The organism is Prevotella sp. P6B4 (assembly GCF_000619985.1).
In the GTDB taxonomy this organism is placed as follows: Bacteria; Bacteroidota; Bacteroidia; order Bacteroidales; family Bacteroidaceae; genus Prevotella.
The window spans coordinates 87158-111534 of sequence record NZ_JHVE01000008.1; the positions used below are offsets into that span (position 1 = coordinate 87158).

At 47.7% G+C, this 24377-nt stretch carries 18 protein-coding genes and 2 tRNA genes; 4 read left to right on the plus strand and 16 right to left on the minus strand.

The genetic code is table 11. The features are described 5' to 3' along the window. Positions 1-3: 3 nt before the first annotated feature. The 12 genes from sppA to T491_RS0107055 form a co-directional block, all read right to left on the minus strand. Positions 4-1800 carry a signal peptide peptidase SppA gene (gene sppA / locus T491_RS0107000; RefSeq protein WP_028903258.1) on the minus strand — a complete coding sequence of 599 codons (1797 nt, stop codon included), beginning with the start codon at positions 1798-1800 and terminating at the stop codon, positions 4-6. A 312-nt stretch (positions 1801-2112) separates the two neighbouring features. Beyond that, a complete protein-coding gene (gene groL / locus T491_RS0107005; protein ID WP_028903259.1) occupies positions 2113-3744 on the minus strand; it encodes a chaperonin GroEL in 1632 nt (543 codons plus the stop codon). 65 nt (positions 3745-3809) lie between these two features. Next, positions 3810-4082: a co-chaperone GroES gene (locus T491_RS0107010; RefSeq protein WP_028903260.1), complete on the minus strand. Its 273-nt coding sequence runs from the start codon at positions 4080-4082 to the stop codon at positions 3810-3812. Between the two features lie 149 nt (positions 4083-4231). Continuing rightward, the gene (gene glmM, locus T491_RS0107015) at positions 4232-5605 is read right to left on the minus strand and encodes a phosphoglucosamine mutase (protein WP_028903261.1); all 1374 of its coding nucleotides are present in this window, start codon (positions 5603-5605) and stop codon (positions 4232-4234) included. A gap of 21 nt (positions 5606-5626) precedes the next feature. After that, positions 5627-6274: a DUF4827 domain-containing protein gene (locus T491_RS0107020; RefSeq protein ID WP_028903262.1), complete on the minus strand. Its 648-nt coding sequence runs from the start codon at positions 6272-6274 to the stop codon at positions 5627-5629. Positions 6275-6334: 60 nt separating this feature from the next. Then, the gene (locus T491_RS0107025; RefSeq protein ID WP_028903263.1) at positions 6335-7369 is read right to left on the minus strand and encodes a bifunctional oligoribonuclease/PAP phosphatase NrnA; all 1035 of its coding nucleotides are present in this window, start codon (positions 7367-7369) and stop codon (positions 6335-6337) included. Then, positions 7370-8311, minus strand: coding sequence for a nucleotidyltransferase (locus tag T491_RS0107030; RefSeq protein WP_028903264.1), 942 nt, complete (start codon positions 8309-8311; stop codon positions 7370-7372). Positions 8312-8400: 89 nt separating this feature from the next. Then, positions 8401-10737 carry a BamA/TamA family outer membrane protein gene (locus tag T491_RS0107035; protein WP_028903265.1) on the minus strand — a complete coding sequence of 779 codons (2337 nt, stop codon included), beginning with the start codon at positions 10735-10737 and terminating at the stop codon, positions 8401-8403. Further along, positions 10727-15421 carry a translocation/assembly module TamB domain-containing protein gene (locus T491_RS0107040; RefSeq protein WP_028903266.1) on the minus strand — a complete coding sequence of 1565 codons (4695 nt, stop codon included), beginning with the start codon at positions 15419-15421 and terminating at the stop codon, positions 10727-10729. The genes T491_RS0107035 and T491_RS0107040 overlap by 11 nt, the downstream gene beginning before the upstream one ends. Before the next feature lie 4 nt (positions 15422-15425). After that, positions 15426-16097 (minus strand): RluA family pseudouridine synthase, encoded by a 672-nt coding sequence (locus T491_RS0107045; protein WP_028903267.1) that lies wholly within the window; start codon positions 16095-16097, stop codon positions 15426-15428. 9 nt (positions 16098-16106) lie between these two features. Next, on the minus strand, positions 16107-16844 hold the full coding sequence (gene fabG, locus T491_RS0107050) for a 3-oxoacyl-[acyl-carrier-protein] reductase (RefSeq protein WP_028903268.1): 738 nt from the start codon (positions 16842-16844) through the stop codon (positions 16107-16109). A 33-nt stretch (positions 16845-16877) separates the two neighbouring features. Further along, positions 16878-17471, minus strand: a complete 594-nt coding sequence (locus T491_RS0107055) for a TetR/AcrR family transcriptional regulator (protein ID WP_028903269.1) — start codon at positions 17469-17471, stop codon at positions 16878-16880. 215 nt (positions 17472-17686) lie between these two features. Between T491_RS0107055 and T491_RS0107060 the strand changes: the two genes are divergently transcribed. Then, positions 17687-17759, plus strand: a tRNA-Met gene (locus T491_RS0107060). 126 nt (positions 17760-17885) lie between these two features. Here the strand turns inward: T491_RS0107060 and T491_RS0107065 are convergent. Continuing rightward, a complete protein-coding gene (locus T491_RS0107065; RefSeq protein ID WP_028903270.1) occupies positions 17886-18329 on the minus strand; it encodes a transglycosylase SLT domain-containing protein in 444 nt (147 codons plus the stop codon). A 197-nt stretch (positions 18330-18526) separates the two neighbouring features. Continuing rightward, entirely contained in the window at positions 18527-21085 is a 2559-nt protein-coding gene (locus T491_RS0107070; RefSeq protein ID WP_028903271.1) for an endonuclease MutS2, read from the minus strand. A gap of 131 nt (positions 21086-21216) precedes the next feature. Between T491_RS0107070 and T491_RS0107075 the strand changes: the two genes are divergently transcribed. Beyond that, positions 21217-21301: transfer RNA gene (locus tag T491_RS0107075), tRNA-Ser, on the plus strand. An 80-nt stretch (positions 21302-21381) separates the two neighbouring features. Next, complete coding sequence (gene crcB / locus T491_RS0107080; protein ID WP_028903272.1) at positions 21382-21774, plus strand: fluoride efflux transporter CrcB; 393 nt, start codon at positions 21382-21384, stop codon at positions 21772-21774. A gap of 6 nt (positions 21775-21780) precedes the next feature. Here the strand turns inward: crcB and T491_RS0107085 are convergent, their stop codons facing one another. Both T491_RS0107085 and T491_RS0107090 read right to left on the minus strand, forming a co-directional pair. Continuing rightward, the gene (locus tag T491_RS0107085) at positions 21781-22185 is read right to left on the minus strand and encodes a hypothetical protein (RefSeq protein WP_028903273.1); all 405 of its coding nucleotides are present in this window, start codon (positions 22183-22185) and stop codon (positions 21781-21783) included. 28 nt (positions 22186-22213) lie between these two features. Next, complete coding sequence (locus T491_RS0107090) at positions 22214-23725, minus strand: DNA methylase (protein WP_028903274.1); 1512 nt, start codon at positions 23723-23725, stop codon at positions 22214-22216. Between the two features lie 243 nt (positions 23726-23968). Here T491_RS0107090 and T491_RS0107095 point away from each other — a divergent pair, with 243 nt between their 5' ends. After that, the gene (locus T491_RS0107095; RefSeq protein ID WP_155950065.1) at positions 23969-24361 is read left to right on the plus strand and encodes a hypothetical protein; all 393 of its coding nucleotides are present in this window, start codon (positions 23969-23971) and stop codon (positions 24359-24361) included. Positions 24362-24377: the final 16 nt, after the last annotated feature.

Below are 24377 nucleotides of genomic sequence, written 5' to 3' on the forward strand. Positions count from 1 at the left end.
TCACTATTTCACACGGATATCGTCAAGCATACGAGCCTGAACGCGACTGTTGTTCTTGATATCATAGCGAATCTGCATCAGCGGCAGATAGGCATCGCCCAACAGCTCGCGGAGCTCAGAATCCAGATAAGAGCCCTTACTCTCCTTAGCCAGGAACTGATCCAGCCAACTGGTCTGACCAGGATAGCTGGCAGTATGATACTCCTTCAACTTAGCCAGCTCGGCAGCCTTTTTCACAGCATCGTCGAGACTACCCAACTTATCCACCAACTTGATCTTCAGGGCATCGCTGGCAAGCCATACACGCCCCTGAGCTATCTCATGAACCTGCTCTGGCTTGATGCCACGACCCTCGGACACGATAGTCAGGAAGTTCTGATAACCACGATTGATATAGTTCTGCAACTGACGCATAATCTCGTCAGTATCCTTACCCATAACCAGCTCATTCTCGTAACCGGCAAACTGATGGGTCTTCGCACCATCAAGGGTTACCCCCAACTTATCGGTGAGCAGACCGCTCACGTTTGGGATCAAGCCAAAGATACCGATACTACCGGTGATAGTTGTTGGCTCAGCATAGATATAGTTAGCAGCAGAACTAATCCAGTAGCCACCCGATGCAGCTGCGCCACCCATAGAAACTACAACAGGCTTCTTGGCCTTCAACATCTTGATGGCATGACGGATCTGCTCAGAGGCAACAGCACTACCACCACCAGAGTTAACACGGAAGACAACAGCCTTGACATCATCATCGTCAGCCAGCTTACGGAGATCCTCTGCTGTCGACTTACCGACTATGCAATGACCACCACCGCTCAGAAGATTCTGAGCCTCGCTATCAACAATGCTACCGTATGCATAATAAACAGCAATCTCTTCGCCCTTGTCCTTCTTCTTCGACTTCACATTCATCATATCCGACAAGGTGAGCTGAGAAATCTCATCGTCCTTGTCGAGCTTCAGGCGCTTCTGGATTTCAGCTTTAATCTCCTCGGGGAACATCACTTTATCAATCAACTTGGCCTTTACCAGTGCATCGGCAGGTGTAAATGCCAGCAAACTGTCGTTCACTAGCTTATTCAGCTCGGCAGCATTCACCTTACGACCATCAGCCATCTCCTTCAGCCAGTAGTTCCAGATACCATTCAGATAAGCTTCACGCTGTTCGCGATCGTATTCACTCATATCTGAACGTGTGTCGCTCTCTACAAAACTCTTATATTTACCAACTTTGGCAGCCATATACTTGACGCCCAGTTTGTCGTAAAGTCCCTTAAAATACATATTCTTTCCACCAAGACCACGCAAATCGACAGCACCCTCATCATTCAGGTAAATCTTGTCGGCTACAGTAGCCACGTAGTAAGAAGCCTGCGCATACTGGTCGGCATAAGCCACAATCCACTTTCCACTTTTCTTAAAGTCCTGCAGGGCATCGCGCAACTGCTGAGCTGTGGCTGGGCTATCGAAACCAGCAGAACCACCCTCAATATAGATACCCTTGATGTGTTCCTCGTTCTTTGCCTTTCGGATGCTGGCAATCAGATCGTCGAGCCCCATAGAACCAGAACCATCTACTCCCAAAAGATTGTCGAAAGGTGTTTCTGCTTCGGCACGTTCATTGATTTCACCGTTCAGCTTGAGCACAAAAACAGAGTTATCTCTCACCTTGGTTGATGCCGAATCACTCGCCACCATCCCTACTATTGAGATAACGAAAAACAGTCCCATCACAAGACTGAAGACTACAATACCACAAACGGTGGCTAGAGTCATTTTCAGAAATTGCTTCATAATAGTCGTTTATTGGTTACGTAACAGATTGCAAAGATAACAACTTTTTCTCATAAAACAAATATTTTCTGCGAAAAACTAAAAAAAAACTGGATGTCATCACGACAGCCAGTTCAAAAAAAACAAACTACTTAAAAACTAATCTACTAAAACAAATCAAAAAAATTATTATTTGCGTTTGCAAAATTAGCGGGTTTTCATTGAACCCGCAAATGTTTCGAGCATAAAAATACAGCAAATATTTTAAATTAACTAAAAAAGGGGACAGATTATATAATCCATCCCCTAATTTGTTATGTTAGCTTTACAAAATTACATCATACCACCCATGCCTGGGGCACCACCCATTGGCATAGCGGGCTCCTTCTCAGGCTTGTCGCAGATGATGCACTCTGTAGTGAGGAACATACCAGCGATAGAAGCGGCATTCTCCAGAGCCACACGAGCCACCTTAGCAGGATCGATAACACCTGCCTCACGCAGATCCTCGTACTTGTCGAGGCGGGCATTGTAACCGAAGTCACCCTTACCCTCACGAACCTTCTGAACAACTACTGCACCCTCGCCACCGGCGTTGGTAACAATCTGACGCAGAGGCTCCTCGATAGCACGACAGATGATGTTGATACCGGTCTGCTCGTCGGCGTTGTCGCCCTTCAGGTTCTTCAGCGCCTCCTGAGCACGGATGTAGGTCGTACCACCACCAGCTACAACACCTTCCTCGATGGCAGCACGGGTAGCGCAGAGAGCATCGTCAACACGATCCTTCTTCTCCTTCATCTCAACCTCAGAGTTAGCACCTACATAGAGTACTGCTACGCCACCAGCCAACTTGGCCAGACGCTCCTGCAGCTTCTCCTTATCATATGAAGAGGTAGTAACCTCGATTTCCTTCTTAATCTGAGCGATACGATCCTGAATGAGCTGCTTGTCGCCAGCACCATTCACGATAGTGGTGTTGTCCTTAGAAACAGTTACCTTATCGCAAGTTCCCAGCATATCGAGTGTAGCCTGCTCAAGCTTCAGACCCTTCTCCTCGCTGATAACTACGCCACCAGTCAGTGTAGCGATATCCTCGAGCATAGCCTTACGACGATCGCCAAAGCCAGGAGCCTTAACAGCGCAGATCTTCAAGCCGCCACGCAGACGGTTTACAACGAGTGTGGTCAGAGCCTCAGAGTCAACATCCTCTGCGATAACCATCAGTGGGCGTCCGCTCTCAGCAGCAGGCTGCAGGATGGGCAGGAAATCCTTGATGTTAGAGATCTTCTTATCGTAGATCAGAATGTATGGGTTCTCCATCACGCACTCCATCTTCTCGCTGTCAGTGATGAAATAAGCTGAGAGGTAACCACGATCGAACTGCATACCCTCAACCACACCGATGTGGGTATCGCGGCTCTTGCTCTCCTCGATGGTGATGACACCGTCCTTGCTAACCTTGCGCATTGCCTCAGCCAGCAGTTCACCAATCTCCTTATCGTTGTTAGCAGATACAGTAGCTACCTGCTCAATCTTATCATAGTTGTCGCCTACCTGCTCAGCGCTCTTAGCGATGTGCTCGGTTACAGCCTTAACAGCCTTGTCGATACCACGCTTCAGGTCCATAGGATTAGCACCGGCGGTAACGTTCTTCAGTCCCTCAGAAACGATAGCCTGGGCCAGGATGGTAGCAGTGGTTGTACCGTCACCAGCATCGTCACCAGTCTTAGAAGCAACGCTCTTAACGAGTTGAGCGCCAGTATTTTCAAACTTATCCTCGAGCTCAATCTCCTTTGCTACAGATACACCATCCTTAGTAATCTGAGGTGCACCGAACTTCTTCTCGATAACCACGTTGCGGCCCTTAGGACCAAGTGTTACCTTCACTGCGTTAGCCAACTGATCAACACCCTGCTTCATCGCATCGCGGGCGTCAATATTGAATTTAATATCTTTTGCCATAATACTTTCAGAAATTTAAAAATTTAATAATTTAAAAATGTAACAATTCAATTTTTACATTGCAATTATCTCTCGATGACTGCAAGTACATCGCTCTGACGCATCATCAGATACTTGGTTCCCTCGAACTCGAGCTCAGTGCCGCTATACTTTCCGTAAAGCACCTCATCACCCTCCTTCAGAATCATTGTCTCATCCTTGGTGCCCTGGCCTACAGCCTTGATAGTACCATGAAGGGGCTTCTCCTTTGCAGTGTCAGGAATGATAATACCGCCAATCTTCTCTTCTGCAGGTGCTGGCAATACCAACACGCGGTCTGCTAATGGTTTGATGTTCATAATGCTTATATTTTTTATTTTAAACTTATTTTCTGCCATGCGTTCTGCCAAAAGTGTGCCAAACACTGACAATATGCCACTTTGTCACAAAAAAAATCCTCTTGCATCTGTTTGCAAGAGGATTTATGATATCCTTTATATATAAGGTATTACTGCATGTCGTAAACTACTTGCATGAGCTGCTTACCCAGGTCGTCGGCCTGATCCATGCTCTGAGCCTCACTATAAACACGGATGATAGGCTCGGTGTTTGACTTGCGCAGGTGTACCCAACGATCTGGGAAGTCGATCTTTACACCGTCGATATCGTTAACAACAGCACTACTGTCCTTGGCAAACATCTCCTTGACCTTGACCAAGATAGCGTCAACATCGGTCTCTGGTGTGAGATCGATACGATTCTTGGCAATCTGATAGTCAGGGAAGGTTGCACGAAGCTCACTCACCTTACAGCCCTTCTGAGCCAGACTCGACAGGAAAAGAGCGATACCAACAAGAGCATCACGACCATAGTGGCTCTCTGGATAGATGACACCACCATTGCCCTCGCCACCAATCACAGCGCCTACCTCCTTCATCTTGGTAGTCACATTCACTTCGCCAACGGCTGCAGCGGTGTACTTACCACCATGTTTCTCAGTCACGTCGCGCAAAGCACGAGTTGAGCTGAGGTTTGAAACGGTATTTCCAACAGTGTGGCTCAGAACATAGTCGGCTACAGACACGAGTGTGTACTCCTCACCAAACATGGTACCATCTTCACAGATAAAGGCCAAACGGTCAACATCGGGATCAACCACGATACCCAAATCGAAGCCACCCTTCTTCATCTTATCCATGATGCCATGCAGGTTTTTCTCCAATGGCTCTGGGTTGTGAGCGAAGTCGCCAGTACACTCACCATTCAGAATCTCGAAATCCACATCGAGAGCCTTGAACAACTCTGGCAGAATAATACCGCCTACCGAGTTAATGGTATCGGCACATACACGGAACTTACGTTTGCTGATAGCCTCACGGTCAACCAGCTTCAAGGCAAGCACAGAGTCAATATGGCGTTTATTATACGAGTCGTCAACGGTACAAGTACCCAGATGATCAACCTCAGCATAATCAAAGTCCTCAGCCTCTGCCATACGCAGTACTTCTGCGCCATCGGCAGCTGTCAGGAACTCACCCTCGCGGTTCAACAACTTGAGGGCATTCCACTGACGGGGGTTATGTGAGGCGGTGATGATGATACCACCATCGGCACCTGCCATACGTACTGCCAACTCGGTTGTTGGAGTCGTGGCATAGCCAATATCAATTACATCGTAACCCATGCCCATCAAGGTTCCAACAACCACGTTGCGAACCATGAGACCAGAGATACGACCATCGCGGCCTACGACTATCTTTTTTCCCCCAATAAACTGGGCGTAGGCTGTGGTAAACTTAACAATGTCTAAAGGATTGAGCGTGTCACCAGTATGACCGCCGATAGTACCGCGGATACCGGAAATAGATTTGATCAGTGTCATATTAATTAGGAAAATAAATCGTTATGATTCTCGCTGAAAGGTCAACTCATAATAGCAAGGTGTGACATTGCTCGATGCAGTAGCATGACCCTGAGAATGAGGTACAATCAGACGTACCTTGGCACACTCATCGGTTAACGACTGCGGACGACCCACTTTCACATAAGTCAGGGGCACCAGCCAACCGGAAGGAACTGATGAACTGCCATAGACAGTATACATGACACCACTCTCGAACGAAGCTGTGAAAGAGCCACTACTACGCGATACCTGAATAATATCAGGCAACGCGACTACCGACCTGCCATTCAATGACAAGTTCGGTTTATTGTTGCAGATAGTAATAGTGTCCTCGAGGATATCAAACTCAGAGAAACGGCACACCAAACGGGTGTTCTCGCCATCCTGCAGCTTGGTGCCACAACCCTCACGTACAATCTGCATGTAAACACCACTCTTATCGAGCTTTACAAACTCATTGCGCACAATATTAGTTGTATAACCCTGCTGGTTAAACTGATCCTCGCTGATCACTACGATAGAAGAGTCTGAAATAAACTTTGCTATCGCATTACGCTCTTTTTCCTTCTTATCGCCGTAGGTCTCGTAGTCGTTACAACTGCTGAGAACAGCGGCAAAAGCTATCATGATAAATAGTATCTTCTTCATTTTTATATCGATTGACGGTGCAAAAATACGAATTATTTCGTAAACAACATCAATATTAGGCTACTTTAACTTGTTTTGATACGCATAAATCGCCTTTTTGGTGATTTCAATAGCCTCTTCGATGGATGTCTCCAATCGTCCACCCGATGCATTCAGGTGTCCACCGCCATTAAAGAACTCCTCTGCCATCAGATTACAGGGGAAATCATCAACCGAACGCAGACTCACCCACACCAGGTTAGGCTTATCAGTATCCTCGCGCAGGGAGATTGAGAGTTTCAGTCCCTTTATCTGCTGGGGGATATTCACCAGTCCCTCGGCATCACCCTTGATGAAATTAAAGCGTTTCAGCTCATCGCGCGTGAGCGAATAAAACGCAGCATGATAATCTGGTAGATATACCAGTTTCTCGTACATCACATAACCCATCAGACGGATACGGTCCTCTGAATAGTTGTGATAAACATTACGATAGATACGGTCCTTATCGATACGCTTAGTGAGCAACTCACTGATGATAAAATAGATTTCAGGACGGTTGCTGTTGTAAATAAAACCGCCTGTATCAGTCATCATACCGCAATATACTGGTACGGCGAACGCCTTGTCGAGCTGAGTGAAAGCGCCCATCTGCCAGACAATACGGAACACCAGTTCGCTGGTGCTGGACGCCTCTGGAAGCGATACCACCAGATCGGCTTCCACATCGGGCCTCAGGTGATGGTCGATAAGCACCTTCTTGGCAGGACTGTTCACCAGTGCCTGCTCCATCTCATCTACACGACTGGGCGTATTGAAGTCGAGACAGAACACCAAATCGGCAATTTTCAACAGCATATCGCCCTTCTCCGTGTGCTTATCATAGCGCACAATCTTTTCCGTATTTGGCAACCACTTCAGGAAGTCAGGATACTGGTCGGGCACCAACACGGTAACATCTTTCCCACGCATACGCAGGAACTCTGCCCAAGCCAGCGACGAACCGATAGCATCGCCATCTGGGCTCTTGTGACAAACTACAAGTATGGTATTTGCATCAGAAATCAGCTGGTCCATCAGGGCCAGCTGATCTTGACTTAATATGTCGATGTTCATTTAAAACAACTTGTTAGGATATACACCCTCGTCGACGAGCTGCTTGATACGAGCAACAGTAGCATCGCGATCAGCTGCATAGGTTACACCGAACCACTTGCTGGTGGTATCGAGAACCTCAACAGTAGCAGTACCATCGTTGATCAGTTTGTTGACCATCAGAGGAATAAAGAACTCAGCCTTCAGGTTCTCAATATTCTTAGGATCGCTGAGGAACTCCTTGAAGTAAGCCTCTGAATACTCGAAGTAATCAGGAGTGAAACCCCACATATTCATCGATACAGGTGTATTATCAGCAACCTCTACCCACTTGCCATCCTCGTCCTTGAAACGGATTGGCTCGCTGGCAGCGCCTGCATTCGAACCATCAGCAGCACAACGAACAATCTCTGTGCGCTCTACAACTGTTGTCAGATGACCCTTATCGTTCTTTGAGCAGATACCACGAGCCACAGTACCATTCTCTGACAAGGTGTTACCAACACGGAAACCTACCATGGCATACTGGTTCTTAGCACCCTCGGGGAGGTTAGCCAAATACTTTCCGATAACCATGAATGCATCGCGATTATAGAAGTCGTCGCAATTGATGACACAGAATGGCTCCTTAATCACATCCTTACCCATGAGCACAGCGTGGTTTGTACCCCAAGGCTTCTGACGACCCTCAGGAACACTGAAGCCCTCGGGCAGTGCATCGAGCGCCTGGAAGCAAAGCTCACACTTTACTTTTCCCTCGTACTTAGCGAGAATCTGTGTACGGAACTGCTCTTCGAAGTCCTTACGGATAACCCATACAATCTTGCCGAATCCAGCCTGGATGGCATCGTAAATACTGTAATCCATGATGGTCTCGCCATTAGGACCCAGACCGTCAAGCTGCTTCAGACCGCCGTAACGGCTTCCCATACCAGCAGCAAGCAAAAATAAAGTTGGTTTCATAAGCTATTTTTTATCGAGTTATATTAATTTGCGTGCAAAGATACAAAATATTTTGGACTTTAAAACAAAAGTATCGAAAAAAATACGTATTAGAACGGATAGCCGACAGCAAAATGCAGCGTATGCGCACCTTTGAAGCTGGGCACATTGAAATAGCCCGACTTGCCAGTCTCGTAAGGGCAGTGGATGGCCAATCCCCAATCGAGTCGAATCACGAGGAAGCCCATATCATAACGGATTCCCAGACCCGTACCCAGAGCTGTCTGCTTGACAAGTGCCTTGAGTGATTTTGGGAATCCTCCATCGGTAACGAAATCATCATTAAAATCCCACACATTACCTGCATCGAGGAATATAGCCCCGTTCAAATCGCCAAACAGCTGGGTGCGATACTCCAGATTACCCACGAGTTTAACCTCGCCATTCTGAACGAGATAACCCAGCTGGCGACCCAATCCTGTACCATCGAACGCACCGGGACCGATCTCACGCACACCAAAGGCTCTAATGGTATTGGCACCGCCTGCATAGAAATATTCACTATATGGCGCCTCGCTACTGTTACCATAGTTATAGAGGACACCGCCACTAACATGACCTACCAAACGTGACGTAGAAGAGAGCGTCCACGTCTTGGTGAAATCAGTCTCGAATCGCAGGAACTGCGAATAAGGAGTCTTAAAAAGCGTCTTGCCTTTCTCGTTGAAAGCATGTCCACCTACATAATCCCAAAGCGACAACAGATTACCCGACTCCTCAACGGTAAACTCCCAACGGATGGGATGACGCTTCGTAGCCGGACTGGTGTACATATATGTATAGCGCATCTTGGGCGTAAAACAGTCTTCCATCGAAGCTGCCAGATACGGATTAGCCACAATAACAGAGTCGAACTTATCCGTATGGCTGTTCATATACTGATACTTCAGCGTGAGGGGCGAGAACTCATGACGACTATTGGCCGATGACTGCCAGCGATAGGTCCACTCACCAGAAACAATGTGCATCTTGTAGTATTCCGGACGACGAATCACGTCAACCGACACTTTGGCATAGGTTGTTGGCGATGAGTAGAAACGACGACGAATGGGGCGTCCATTCTTATCGCGACGGATGCGGTCACTATTATAGAAAGGAGCGATGATTCGGGGGAACTCCAACGACATGTCGGCACCATACTGATAACTGTTCATATCTGCATTGGCACTCTTCTGCCATTCGTAAGAGCCGTGCAGGTTCAGGTCTAGTTTCTCACCGGCTCGGAAGGCATTTCTGCGCGTCAGACCAACCTTCAACTCAGGGCCATATCGCCCACTGGTACGACCAATGGCATTGCCTTCGATATAGAAGTCGTAGGGTTTATCGAAAGTGCAATTCAATCGGAGGTCGAGGGTATCAGAATCGGTACGAGGGGTGAACTGGAAGTCGGTACTGCTGAACACACCCGTAGCGTTAATCTTACTGGCCGACTCCATATACTTCTCATAGCTGAACTCCTGGCGCGGACGCAGACGTAGATTCCTGAGTACTACGCGCGGCATGATAGGCGACTTCTTACCATTGAAATGTATCGTCAGATAGCGACGTTTTACAGAATCATTCAACTGTTCGCGAGCCGTCTTACGGAAGTTTACATCGAGTTTACCGATATACCATTTATGCAGGGCGGCATCGGGGACACCTTGCGCCAGTTGGAATCGCAGTTGTGCCTTGTTATCAACCGCAAAGGTATCAGCCAGATACGAAGCGTAGCTGGAGTTATAAAAATAATAGCCATTGTTACGCAACAGACTACTGATACGTGAACGCTCAGCATCAAGATGGTTGATACTAAAGGGCGACTGGCTCTTAATCATACTTTCGTCGCTGGTAGAATCGATCAGCGCCTGGATAGGTGCAGGAAAGTTGACATAGCTCACAGAGTCGAGCGTGAAGAGTGAATCAAGATGGATGGTATAGCCAATCTTACACTTCTTGGGATTTTTTTGCTGCACCAGTTCATAAGTCACATCACCACGGAAGAAACCGTTATTACGCAACACCGATTTAGCCACGCTACTGCGAAGCGTTGGGTTCACCTGACTCATCAGTACGGGGGCCTTACCAAAGGTCTTGGTCATCCAACGGGCAAAACCAGAATCCTTGCCCGAGAACTTATTATATACCCATAGATGCCACGACCAGGGAACCGTGAAATAACTGCTACCAAACAGCGATCCATTCGGTTCTGTGGCAAGTGCAGCCTCCAATTCGGCCTTGGTAGTTTCCAAATGGTCGTTGTAGGCTTCAACATCATATTCTCTCTCATCGTCATAGGCCATCTTGGTCAGCCCCGTGAAGAGCTGATCGTCTTCGGGGATATTCTTTGTCATCGAACAGGAAGCGAGACAAAGCACCATGGCAATATACTTGACTTTACTTAGCATGACGTTCTCTGTTTATGGGTCGTACACTATCTGTCCGCACGGTGTCACGAGGCGTGGTGGGTCGTGGCATCATCACTGGCTGGTCTTTCTTCCAGAAGGTCAACACATCAAGCAGACTGTTCATCTTCTTACGCCAAACAAAGCCGAGACCATATTCGCCAGTATAACCTTCAAGCCAGTCGTAAACATTCTGGTTATAGAACAGCTTCAGATTCTTAGTAGCATCCTGATTCAATCGATATTCCATGGTCACATTATCGAAGAACGACTGGTTCTGTCCGCCACTCATGGCATCGCTGTTTCCTGACGATACCTTTCCACCTAACTCTACCTTCAAACGGTTATTGAAGAATCGTTTGGCGAACTTGAATGAATAGTCAGTATGCATCATACCCGAGGCATCGGTCGAGTTATCGATACCAACACTCAGGTCGAGTGTCTTCAAAGCCGACCCCGCAATACTATTAATCTCACTCTGCAGGAACGAACTCAAAGCCGAGTTCATCGAGAAGCCACCAGTATTACCATCGGCCAGATACATGCCTGTAGTGAGCATGGCCACAGCCATCTTTCCCCTCTCCTCTTTCGACATGGTAGCCAATTCGCCGCTCACCGTCTGGTCCTCAGGGGCATCGATAATGAATTCAAGTCCCATATCGTTCAGCGTCTTGGTGATGATCACACCGCAATCGAACTGCACAGTTCGACTCACACCCGCCTCGTTAGTCACATTCGACTTGGTGCGCTCCACGGCTGTGATGTTCAACTTGGGGTTCATCGGGTCGCCCGTAAACTCCACATAGCTGCCTTCCTTCACGTGGAAAGTCCTCAGTGGGATGACGGGCAATGAATATTTCATCTCACCACTCGACAGCGTATAACGTCCTGTCAGGTTGATACCCTCCGAGTTATACAACATACGCAAGTCGCCACCTCCCATCAGATCCACATAGTTACTCTCGTCGGCATTGAGGTCGCAGACGATATGAGCACCCTGTGATACATTGATTGTCAGGTCGATATTCAATCCCGATGGAGCCGGACGGGTAACAACAGCTATTGTTGAGTCGCTGAAATCCGTAAATTTCACCAGCTCATCCAGTCGTGTATCTGTACTCAACGGCGAGTCGAGCAACAAATAGGTCATATCCGTTGAGCCTAACACATCCAGTCGGCCACGCATATTCAGTTCCTCCAATGGTCCCTGCAAACGAGTCAGGAAGTTCACGTAGGCCTTACCCCATGCCACGCTATTAGGCCGCTGTTTCGAATCAATCAGCAGGAAGTTACGAGCACGCATACGCATATCCATCATGATATGATCCATGTCTGAGAAGTCGATGCTACCCATCAGGTTCAGCAGGTCGTTATTGCTCGAATGAAGTCCGAAATTCTCAAGCATCAGTTTAGAACCTACAATACGTACAGGATCATCATCAAACCGCATACGGATGCCGTAAGGGATGCTGACCAGATAAGCCGAGTCGACATACATCTCACCATTCACCTCAGGATGACTGGTGGTACCACGGATAGTCAGATTGCCCTCGCCATAGCCTTCCAAGCCTACTAACTGATCAGGTACGAAACCGTTGACCAACGACAGCGGCAGTCGTGTCATCTTGAAATCAGCATCAATAAAGCCCTCACCTTCGTTCTTATAGATACCGCTCAGCATACCAAACTCCACATCGTCGAGCATCAATCGGGCCTCAACAGCGTGAGTATCGTCTTCCTTCATCAGATAAACCAGCTCAGTGCTCAGGTTACCAATGGGCGATCCTTCGTAAGTCATCTGCTGCACCCCCATATCACTGGCTATAGAGATATTCTCGTTCTGATCCTGCAGAATGTGGTAGTCGCCATTCAGCTTACCCGTTATACGCGGCAGATACGGGATTACAGATGTCAGTTCACCCAGATCCAGTCGATTGATACTCAAGGTGATATCCTGCAACATGGTAGAATCCTGATTCTCCGTATAGAGTTTGATACCCGTTTTATCGTCGGCTATCAGATCAACCTTTGCCTGCAGACGCTTGTTACGCCCCATGAACAGATAGTTATCCTTATTCAGATTGAACACCTTATAGCCAATGGTGGGTTGCTCTGGCAGCAGTTTAAAGCGAATGCCATCACTCTCCATCTCTGCCGTTACCCCCAGACGGACACCCATTTTATCGTGCTGGTCGTAATAGCGCACCCCCGCTAAGATACCATGCTGATGGATGGTGCCATCGATAAGGGTGTTGAATACAAACTGCGGATTACGACGGTTATTCCGTATCTGTCCCTGATACGTCAGACGTTCGCCTTTCTGCGTCAGATTCAGTCGGATGGTGTCTATACGCGTACTATCATATATTAATGAATAAAGATAGCTCTTGCCGTTGATACCCGTTGTGGGCGAAGTGCTCACATCAACCATCATCTCCTTAAACTGGATATCCATTGCCTTCAGCAGACTCGCCATCGGATTGTCGCGTTTACTTTCGATATGCAGTTTCATATCGGGCAACAGGCGCTTGATGGCAGGTTGATCGATGATACGCTTGTCGAGCTGCGTCATCACCGAGTCGCCCAACATGGTCAGATGTTTCAGCAGCCGCTCGTAGTTGCCACTGGCATCAAATTTCACAATGAAGTCGCCACTCTGGATACGTCCAATCACGGTATCAACGGTCGTGTTGATATGTAGTCCGATGAAACCAGGACGCAAGGTTTCTTTCTTGCCGGCGATATAGATTTCGTCCATCAGGCCAGTCACACGGTGGGTGAGTTTCATGTCCGACACCACATCCACCGAACCACAAAGTCCTATCGAGAGTGGATTTTCCACCAAACGCATACGGTAGAGGTCGGCTTTATCAAGATCGGCGCTGATAGTAGCCATCAGTTTCCTGGTGTTCAGCAACGCATCTACACCGATGGTGCCTTGCAACAATTCGTTATAGCCTACTAGCTTTGCCAATGCATGGCCATTGGCCAATGTGGCCTCAGCTGTGAGGTTCTTCAGATTCCAACTGCCATACTGCAACTGGTGTACCTTGACATCGGCAGTCAGTTTACTCTTATTCGACAGGAAATTGGTACCATTGCCTTTTGCCTTCACATCGGCAGTAAATGTATAGATAGAATCGCGCGGCATGAAGTGATGCAGATTAAGACGGTTGATGCTCACGTCAGCATCATAGCTCATCAGTTCAGTCAGCAAGTCGCCATTGGTATTGACAGGAATGCTGGCGCTACCCTTCAGCTTGATGGTCCCTGCCCCTTCGGTAGCTACCAAGTTGGTAGCATAACGCGTACCCTCGGTCTTCAGCGTGCCATCGAGTGTCATACCGTAAGGTATCCGATAGTTACGCATCATAGCAGGATCGGCCAATGCCAAAGCAAAATTCATATTCTCAGTTCTGGCATGCATACTGATGTCGGCCTTCATCTTTGTGATATCCGTCACATTAGAAGCCGTACCATTGGCAGTCATGCGGAAAGCTGTAGGCAGATTGACATCAAGTCCGGTAAAGGTCATATGCTGCATATTACCATTAACAGAGCCTTTGATGCTGACAGGATGGTTGGGATAGCTGCGCACGAAAGCCTGCGGCATATCACCCATGAAACGCATCAGGTCCTGCTTACCTATCTGGGCATTTAAACGGAACTTCATGCCGCCCGGCTGCTGCTCATCAAAGGCATTGAAGTCCATGGCAAGTTCGGTTTCGATCTCCGTATCAGGTGTTCTCAGCTTCAACTGTGGGATGGCCACCCGCTTATCATCCATGGTGACCTTCGCCGACAAGTGGCTGATCTGCAGACCACTCTTCTCCTTGGCTTGCAGGTCCTTTATAATCAGCGAGGTATTCGGTTCGATATATTCAATGGATTCCAGTCGGAGATTGATGTCCGATAATGCCAGATGGTTATAGTCCAGACCGCTTACCTCTGGCTCGTAGCGGTTATTATAGTTCAGGCGGCCGTCCAACCAATCCAGACTGCCAACCTTATAGATGCTCTGTCCCAAATCGGCCAACACCTTGCGGGCCACCGCCCTACCCATATAGGCTTGGGCGTTCAGGGTATCACCAGGCAGATGAACCATGAAGTCTGACTTCAGGATACGCACTGAATCGGCATTGATAACCCATTTCATTGTCGATTCGGTGGTGTCAACAGCCGCTGTATCGCTCAAGGAGATAACCAGTCGGGCTTCTGATAGTCGGGCACCATTTACCTCAACAGTCTCTTGATCGAGGTCGATGCCCTTGGACGACAACCATAGTTCCTGCAACTCACCCTTCACACGCAAGTCGCCAATAAAGCCATTGGTATTGATGCTTGCCTGTGTCAACGACAGCTCATCGATAACCACCCGTTTCTTTAGAAGCGGCAACAGACGCACGTCGCATACCATCTTCTTGACATCGGCGATGGTGTCCATCTGATTGGCTATCGAGTCATTAGGATGCAACGCACGGAGACCTTCGATACCCAGATCGAGCGGGAACTCCAGATTCACGTGCTGTATCGTGATGTCCATGCCCGTTTTCTCCGACGCGATGGCAGCTACCTTCTTCACCGCCCAGTTCTGTACGGGTGGCAAGTAAATCAGCGCGGCTATTATCACTAAAATCAGTATGGGTGTCAAGACCGCTATGCCCAACCACTTCAGGACTTTCTTCATGATTTTACTTAGGTGCTATAGCCTTCCACAACGGATCGTCGGGTAATGGGGCTTCAACGGATATGGTTTCTTTGGATACAGGATGAACGAACTCCACTCGGTGCGACAACAGGGAGATGCTGCCATCGGGATTGCTACGAGGCGCACCATATTTCAAATCGCCCTTGATAGGACAGCCCATGGCTGCCAACTGACAGCGGATCTGGTGATGACGACCCGTCATAAGTTGCACTTCCAACAAGGTATAGTTGTCCGAGCGACCTATTGTACGATATTTCAGGATGGCCTTCTTAGCGTTGGGGCGCTCACGATCGTAGGCATAACTCTTATTCTGCTTCTCGTTACGCACCAGCCAGTGCTCGAGTGTGCCCTCCAACTGTTTGGGTGTATTCTTCACAATGGCCCAATAGGTCTTGTGTACCTCGCCCTCGGCAAACATCTTGTTAAGTCGGGGCAATGCCTTAGAGGTTCTGGCAAAGACCACAAGTCCTGAAACAGGACGATCGAGACGATGTACCACACCCAGGAAAACAGCTCCTGGCTTGGCATATTTCACCTTGATATAGTCTTTCACCAAATCAGAAAGGGGGCGATCGCCAGTTTTATCACCCTGTACGATCTCCCCACTCTGTTTGTTTACGATGATAATATGGTTGTCTTCGTATACGACTTCCATAACCGTCAATTACATGTTCATACCACCATCAACCTGGATAACCTGACCGCTAACATAGCTTGACATATCAGAAGCCAGGAAGGTAGCTACGTTGGCGATATCCTCAACCTGTCCACCACGACGCAGAGGAATCTTATTGCACCACTCCTTACGAATATCCTCAGGCAGAGCAGCAGTCATAGCTGTCTCGATGAATCCAGGAGCGATAGCGTTGGCGCGGATACCCTTTGGACCCATTTCCTGTGCGATACTCTTAGCCAGAGCAATAAGTCCAGCCTTTGAAGCGGCATAGTTAGCCTGACCAGCGTTACCATGAACACCCACTACTGAGGCCATATTGATGATAGAACCACCACGCTGACGCATCATGACGGGTACACAAGCGTGGATGAAATTGAAGGCACTCTTCAGGTTAACGGCGATAACAGCATCCCACTGCTGCTCGGTCATGCGCAGCATCAGACCGTCCTTGGTGATACCAGCGTTGTTAACCAGAATATCGATAGAACCAAACTCTTCCTTCACAGCCTTAACCACTTCCTCAGTCTGTGCAAAGTCGGCAGCGTTAGAAGCGTAGCTCTTTGCCTTAACGCCGAGAGCGGCGATTTCCTTCTCAGTTTCTTCGTTCACCTGTAGGTCGGTGAATGCGATGTTACAGCCCTCAGAGGCATACTTCAGTGCGATAGCCTTTCCGATACCGCGTGCAGCACCTGTAATCAGCGCTGTCTTACCTTCTAATAATCCCATAATTATTTTCTATTATTAATAATGTGTAATGTTTTACTTTCTCTGAATCTTACCAAGCGCACCATAAACCACCTTGGCAACCTGGGGCTTGGTATCCTCCTCCTTCATACCGTGCGCAATACGTCCATAGATATATGGCACCTCAAGACCCTTGATACAGTAGTGCGTAATGTCTGCCACCAGATCGACATTATCGATATCGAACTCGCCGTCCTCCTTGCCTTCGGCATACACCTTACGAAACAGTTCAATCTCTGCATCATCGAAATGGCGGCGCACTTTCTCCACCATCCATATATTACGGAAGAACTCGGCACGCAGGTTACCGTTGCGCACTACCGTTTCACGAATCATACTGAGATGGGTGTAGATCAGTTCGATAATCTTGTCCTGTGGGCGGATTTTACGAGCAGCCACTTCATCAAGTTTATCACTCAGTCGCTCCAACTCACTCTCGATGACGGCGTAGTAGATTTCCTCCTTTGATTTAAAATAGGTATAGAGTGTACGGCGACCTTTGCCCGACTGCAATGCAATATCGTTCATCGTCGTATTCTCAAGCCCGTTTTTAGCAAATAGCTGTCGGGCTACATCTACCAGCTTTTGTCTTGTTTTGGATATCGACATGACTGTTTCCTCCTAAAAATTTAAAATTGCACACATTTCTACAGTGTGCAAAAGTAAACTATTTCTTTGAATTACACAAGAAAAACGGGCAAAAATATTACAAAAACAACAATTTTATAAAAAAATAGCTCGAAAATTTGGTCAATTCAAAAAATAGTCGTATCTTTGCACCCGCAAAACAGAAAACGACCTGATTTGCCACCGAAAATTAACATCGCGGAGTGGAGCAGTTGGTAGCTCGCCAGGCTCATAACCTGGAGGTCGCACGTTCGAATCCTGCCTCCGCAACTCTGTAGAAAGCCCGACATCTGTCGGGCTTAATTTTTTGTAGCAACCAAAGAAAACCAAAGGCATAAAAACAAAATACCCGATCGTCAGGGTTATACCCTTGACAATCGGATTATAAGGATCCTTCTATTTCATCTTGGCCAGCACCTTACGGTAGTACTTGTTAGTAGCCTTGACACTGTACTTAACTCCTCCATTCCAAGAACGTATAGCCTTCTCGACGTTGTTCTCTGGGTTATAGTACTTTTGGATTAACAGGAACATCTCCTTCGATTTCTCTACACTATAGCGATCGCTTAAAGTGTATCGCTTATTACTCTTCAACTTCTTCAGAATATTATTGCATTCTTTTACGAAAATCGGAGTAATCTGCATCGCGCCTACTGAGTTTCCACTCACGGCTCGGGGATTCCCTTCGCTCTCTACTAAAATAATTGCATCCATCACTGGATTCCAGTCAAAGCCTGACGTTTGATTGCTCTTCGTAGTCTTTCCTCCTGCAGTAGTAGTCATGCACACCAGCATTAGAGCCATCAGGCAAAGAACTGCCTTCTTACTAAATTGAATCATATTCTCTATACTTTAGGCGGCCTTTTCAGACCGCGTTATCCTTTAGATTTCTTCTTCACTTTGAAGCGACTTCACGTCGATTTCCGGTGCAAATATACGAATTATTTCGATAGGCAATCCTAATGTTAAAGTCTTTTAACATTTATTGGGAAGTATGAGTGACATACGTCAATAAATTAACAATTTTCACAAAACGGCTATTCCAAGTCGACTACAGTAATGCCTGAACCTCCAAACTGCACGTGTTCATCACGGAAATGCGACACGTTGGGGATAGTACCTAAATACTGTCTGATAAGCTGTCGCAGTACGCCTGTACCAGTACCATGGAGAATGCGTACACGACTCACTCCCACCAGTATGGCATCATCAATAAAATAGGTAATGGCATTGATAGCTTCGTCGCCACGCATGCCACGCACATCGATATCCTGCTTGAAGTTGAGTTTACGGTTATCAATCACGTTGCGGGTATCCTTCGATACTACACCATACGATCCTGCTATATTCTGATTACGTTCTTCAGCCTTGGTAGTCGCCGTTTTAGGTTTCTCCGCATGCTCCAAACGCTCCAAGCGCATCTTGGTTTTCATGCCACCAAAGATTACAACCGCCTTGGCGCCATCAATACTATCGACGACACCCACCGAGGTCAGTCCTTTGATACGCACGGTATCGCCAGCCGCCAGCGGTGCACTCGCCTTAGGTGCAGCTGCCGTCTTAGGTTGCTCCGTATGAGCAGATTGCTGTTCATGTCTCTCGGCCTTGCGCTTCTCGCGACGCTCCTTACGCTCCTGAATCTGGCGCATCTTCTTTGCGATAGCCTCATCGGTGGCACGAGTATCCACCTGAGCCAGTTCCTCCTTAAAGGTATCCAGCTCTTCACGTATCTTGCGGGTGCGCTCCTTTTCGGCTTGCGCCTCACGTATCTCACGGATTGCGTTCTCTATCTTCTTATTGCTCTCACGCAACAGCTCCTCAGCCTGCTCTCTGGCCTTACGCAGAATCGCCTTGCGCTCTGCCTCAATCTCTTCCACGGCAGCCTCTAACCGTTCACCACTGGCCTGCAGTTTCTTCTCATGCTGATGGATGGTCTGACGTTTGCCCTCCCAGTAACGCTTATCACGCACAATATCCTGCAGATATTTATCACTCTGGATATAGTCCTGACCTACGATATCACTGGCATCCTTGATTACCTCCTCGGGGATACCCGTTTTGCGGGCTATCTCGATGGCAAAGCTTGAACCAGGCTGTCCGATTGAGAGTTGGAACAGAGCCTGCATCTCATGACGATCGTAGAGCATAGCTCCATTCACCACACCCTCATGATCCTCAGCAAAGTGCTTCAGGTTCTGATAGTGGGTTGTGATGACACCGAAGGTTTTCTTCTTCCAGAACTGCTTAAGCATAGCCTCGGCAATGGCGCCACCGATGGTAGGCTCGGTACCGCTACCAAACTCATCGATGAGCAGCAGCGAGTGTTCGCCGGCATACTTCATCATCTGCTTCATATTCATCAGGTGACTAGAATAGGTACTTAGATCATTCTCAATACTCTGTTCATCACCTATATCAATCATGATGCTCTCGAAGATACCCGTGGTAGAACGCTCGCCTACAGGGATGGGCAGTCCGCATTGCAGCATGTACTGCAGCAACCCTACCGTCTTCAGGCACACTGATTTTCCACCGGCATTAGGTCCACTGATAAGTAACAGACGTTTTTCGCGCGTCAGCGTGATATCCAGTGGTACCACTCGCCCACCCTTCTTTACCAGTGACAGCTGTAGTAAGGGGTGGATGGCCCGAATCCAGTCGATCACGGGGACACCCTTAACCTCTGGTTCGAAGGCGGCAGTGAGTTCTGCCCATTTGGCCTTGGCCTGAATCAAGTCAATCATCGCCAACAGCTGATACGAGTCGATTATCTCGCGCACATGCGGGCGTACCTCATCAGTAAACACAGTCAGAATACGAATCACCTCGCGACGCTCCTCGGCCTCCAACTGGCGCACCTTATTATTAGCCTCAACCACCTCGGTAGGCTCGATAAACACGGTTTTACCTGTAGCACTCTCATCGTGCACGATACCGTTGATACGACGCTTCAATTGTGGCTGCACAGGTATCACCAGTCGTCCATCACGCATAGCGGGTGCGGCATCCTTGTCCACCAGGCCGTCGCGCTGAGCAGCATGCAGTATCGTATATAATGTACGCGAGATACTACCTTGCGTTTTCTCCAAATCATGTCGGATGCCAGCCAGAGTCATCGAAGCCGAATCCTTGATCTTGCCGAATTTATCCAGTATCGAGTCGATGCGACGAATCATGGCAGGGAATGTAGCCACGCCGTCGGTCAGACGGTAGAGTGCCGGATAGGGATACACCACCTCACCATTAGCTTTCTCATCGCCATCACGCTGAAGAAAGCGCACGATGTTAGCGATTGTCTCTAATGAGCGGCGCAAATCCCACACCTCATCCTCCTCCAGATGGGTGTTCTCCAGACGTATGCGCGCAATACTCTCGCGCACGTCAAAGAAGTACTGCATAGGGAAATCATCGTGCTCAGCCGTTAACCTACGGAACTCGCGCACCTGCGTCAACCATTCGTTCACTACAACGGCATCGGTCGAGAAAGCCATTTCGTCGACCTTCTCCTGCCCCAGCGTGCTCTGGCAACGTGCCTTCAGCAGCTTTCTAATCTCATCGAATCCGAGCTTATGCTCAAAGTTATTTGGATAAATCACGCTGCAAAAGTACGCATTTTCGGGCGAAAAACCACTAATTTTGCAATTTATTTATAAAAAGTTGGCGAAAAATTTGTTTATTCCAAAAAATCTCCTTACCTTTGCACCCGCTTTCAAGACAGAAGAGCACTGGAGAGATGGTAGAGTGGTCGATTACAGTAGTCTTGAAAACTACCGTGCTGAGAGGCACCGGGGGTTCGAATCCCTCTCTCTCCGCTGATAAATCCGCATAACAAATAAGTTATGCGGATTTTCTGTATATATTAAGTGAAATGTTGATAGTTTAAGTTTATAGCATGAAGGAATTATTCTTAGTCTGCATTGGCAGCTTCTTTGGAGGTGGCGCACGTTATATAGTTGGCAAAGTTGTACAATCGTGGAGAGTCTCATTCCCGGTCTTTGACCGCCTACCCGTAGCCTTTCCTTGGGGTACAATGGCTGTCAATGTCATTGGCTGTTTTCTGATTGGTCTGCTTTCAGGGCTGTCGCTTGGAGGACAGATTTCATCAACAACGAAGCTGGTGTTAGTGACTGGCTTCTGTGGTGGTTTCACTACGTTCTCTACGTTTATGAATGAGAATCTGCTGTTAGGTCGCGACGGAGCGATGCTTTCCGCCGTACTATATACATTGCTCAGCCTCGCCCTTGGGCTAATTGCTGTGATCGTCGGTTATCAAATTGTGAAATGATAATGTTTAGAGAATAACTGATATATTTATAATCATCCTAAGTTGTATTCTTTTTCCATCAGTCATTACAATTGCATGCTCATACTCATCGATGCGCTTTACATTACCAGTGTAGGACTGATAGGAGCCTCCATCCTTATGCTTGTCTGGCACGAAATACTCGATTATAACATAAGGCTGTTCAGAAATCTTGGATAATAGCAACTCCATCTTTCGGTCCAGCTCTTCATTGCCAGAATCTCCCAAGTCTAACCATTTATCCGTCAAACGGCCGGATTCCAGAATGGCATCATCATAGCCAGTCAATGCAGCAAAGGGTGCAAACTGGGCTGCACGGTTCCACATAGACATCCTCGGATGATGCTTTGGCTCATAATGCGGTAGATTGATGATATCGTCGTAACTTTCCATAAACTGTAAATTGTCAAATAGTAATTGTCTACGCCTTGTGTCCTCCTATTTGCTCGTTGCGCTCCTTGGCCGTAGCCCCTTCCTCGAAGTTCAGACCTCGAAGGATAGCATTTTTGCCGAAACGTTTCTTGATTTTCAACTGTGCCTCCTGCATTCTTCGCTCCTTGTCGAGCTTGGCTTGCTCTTCCTGACGCAGCTTCTCTAATGCTTCGTAGTCGGTGAAGAGATCAAGCTGTTGCGGAACTTTATCCTGCGCCGATACCAATGTCTCTGATACTACATGATTTGTTGTCAGGTTAAGCCTACGGATCAGCAGATCAGGATTCACCTGGCGATCAAACAATTCTGTTGCCCCATCCATGATGAGCCGCGATGATGATGTAGGTCTCTCGAAGTTAAACGTACCATGGGCATGTTTTGGCACAGCCTTTCCATAGTAGTTGGTGCTAACCTCACCATGATACTTCCCGCGAATCTCAGAACGTGTCATACATTCTGCATCATAACCTATAGTCAGCACCAGTTGATCTGTCACCAGACGCTTCGTTACGAGGTCGAGTGCCATTCCTTCGGCCATTTCACGTATCACCACACGGGCTTTCTTGAATGTGTAAGGTTCCTGTAGCACCTGTCCGCTACTGAAGGAGTTGGTTTCAGGACGATATGCTTTCACAGCCTCCATCGTACTCGGTTCCCATCCCCAGGCATGGTCTATCAGTAGTTCCGCATTCACACCAAAGAGACGGTAAAGCAGCCCTTCGTTCTGTATTGACATCCGGGCTATCTTTCCCATCGTATCAATGCCATAGATAGCCAGTTTCTCGGCTATACCACGTCCCACACGCCAGAACTTGGTAAGAGGACGATAATCCCATAGTTCACGGCGATACGACATTTCATCCAATTCGGCAATACGCACGCCATCCATATCGGCAGGCATCATCTTGGCCACAATATCCATCGCAACCTTAGCCAGATACATGTTTGTACCGATGCCTGCTGTTGCAGTGATACCAGTAGTGGCCAGCACATCACGAATCATCTTCATAGCCAAGTCATGAGCCGTCATCTTATAACTGTTCAGATAAGCCGTCACATCCATGAACACCTCATCGATGCTATAGACGTGTATATCTTCAGGAGCTACATATTTCAGGTAAGTCTGATAGACTTTGGTACTTACCTCTATGTAGTGAGCCATACGGGGTGATGCTGCGATGTAGTCGAGTTCAAGATCTGGATGTGCCTGCAGTTCCAGGTCGTTGAATGATTTGCCTGTCATTCTCCAGCCAGCAGCCTTTTTGCGCTCGTTGTTGACATCGCAAACCCTCTGAACCACCTCGAACAATCGCGCACGTCCACCTATGCCGTATGCTTTCAGCGACGGGGAAACAGCCAGACAAATAGTTTTCTCTGTCCGGCTTACATCAGCCACGACAAGATTTGTGGTCAGCGGGTCAAGCCCTCTGTCCACGCACTCCACTGAAGCATAGAACGACTTCAGGTCGATGGCAATATAAGTCCGTTGCAGCTGTTGCATCTCGTGTGCAAAGATACAAAATAATAGCCGGAAAATAGTAGCTATTATAAAAAAACAGACTCATTTTAACTACGTTTTTATGACTTGTCAAGGGAAATCCCCACAAAGGTTTAGGGATTCTGGAATCGCAGAATAGGACTTTTCATTTTCAAATTCCAAAGAATAGCCATAACTTTGCACCGTGATCCAGAACATAAGAGTCTGAACACAGAACGAAAGTTGAACAATTTAAAATTGAAGATTATGAAGAAGATGAATAAGGTAATCGCAATCATGATGATGAGCATTACATTTGCAATGCCAGCAATGGCCGGTCATTATAAGAAGAACAACAACCACGGTAAGAACGACAAAGTTGTTGTGATAGTGAACAACGATAAGAAGAGTTCGCACTTCGACAAGGTTGATAAAAAGACTACCCACTTCAATATCCCGAAGAGCCACGCCTATCGTCCCAACGTGAAGACCTGCACCTTTAAGGTAAGTCATCACAACTCTCATAAGAAGCTTGCAGCCAAGGTCGAGAACATGAAGGGGGTGATGGGAACCAGCTGGAATCCGCGCACTCGCATGTTGACAGTCTGCTACGACGCCAATAAGACTTCAGCTCGCAACATCAAGCACTTCGTGGCTTAAGAGCCATTCTAAATAA

Coding starts and splice junctions, on each gene's coding strand:
- sppA (WP_028903258.1), bottom strand. CDS start 1,800: ATGAAGCAATTTCTGAAAATGACTCTAGCCACCGTTTGTGGTATTGTA.
- groL (WP_028903259.1), bottom strand. CDS start 3,744: ATGGCAAAAGATATTAAATTCAATATTGACGCCCGCGATGCGATGAAG.
- T491_RS0107010 (WP_028903260.1), bottom strand. CDS start 4,082: ATGAACATCAAACCATTAGCAGACCGCGTGTTGGTATTGCCAGCACCT.
- glmM (WP_028903261.1), bottom strand. CDS start 5,605: ATGACACTGATCAAATCTATTTCCGGTATCCGCGGTACTATCGGCGGT.
- T491_RS0107020 (WP_028903262.1), bottom strand. CDS start 6,274: ATGAAGAAGATACTATTTATCATGATAGCTTTTGCCGCTGTTCTCAGC.
- T491_RS0107025 (WP_028903263.1), bottom strand. CDS start 7,369: ATGAACATCGACATATTAAGTCAAGATCAGCTGGCCCTGATGGACCAG.
- T491_RS0107030 (WP_028903264.1), bottom strand. CDS start 8,311: ATGAAACCAACTTTATTTTTGCTTGCTGCTGGTATGGGAAGCCGTTAC.
- T491_RS0107035 (WP_028903265.1), bottom strand. CDS start 10,737: ATGCTAAGTAAAGTCAAGTATATTGCCATGGTGCTTTGTCTCGCTTCC.
- T491_RS0107040 (WP_028903266.1), bottom strand. CDS start 15,421: ATGAAGAAAGTCCTGAAGTGGTTGGGCATAGCGGTCTTGACACCCATA.
- T491_RS0107045 (WP_028903267.1), bottom strand. CDS start 16,097: ATGGAAGTCGTATACGAAGACAACCATATTATCATCGTAAACAAACAG.
- fabG (WP_028903268.1), bottom strand. CDS start 16,844: ATGGGATTATTAGAAGGTAAGACAGCGCTGATTACAGGTGCTGCACGC.
- T491_RS0107055 (WP_028903269.1), bottom strand. CDS start 17,471: ATGTCGATATCCAAAACAAGACAAAAGCTGGTAGATGTAGCCCGACAG.
- T491_RS0107065 (WP_028903270.1), bottom strand. CDS start 18,329: ATGATTCAATTTAGTAAGAAGGCAGTTCTTTGCCTGATGGCTCTAATG.
- crcB (WP_028903272.1), top strand. CDS start 21,382: ATGAAGGAATTATTCTTAGTCTGCATTGGCAGCTTCTTTGGAGGTGGC.
- T491_RS0107085 (WP_028903273.1), bottom strand. CDS start 22,185: ATGGAAAGTTACGACGATATCATCAATCTACCGCATTATGAGCCAAAG.
- T491_RS0107090 (WP_028903274.1), bottom strand. CDS start 23,725: ATGCAACAGCTGCAACGGACTTATATTGCCATCGACCTGAAGTCGTTC.
- T491_RS0107095 (WP_155950065.1), top strand. CDS start 23,969: ATGAAGAAGATGAATAAGGTAATCGCAATCATGATGATGAGCATTACA.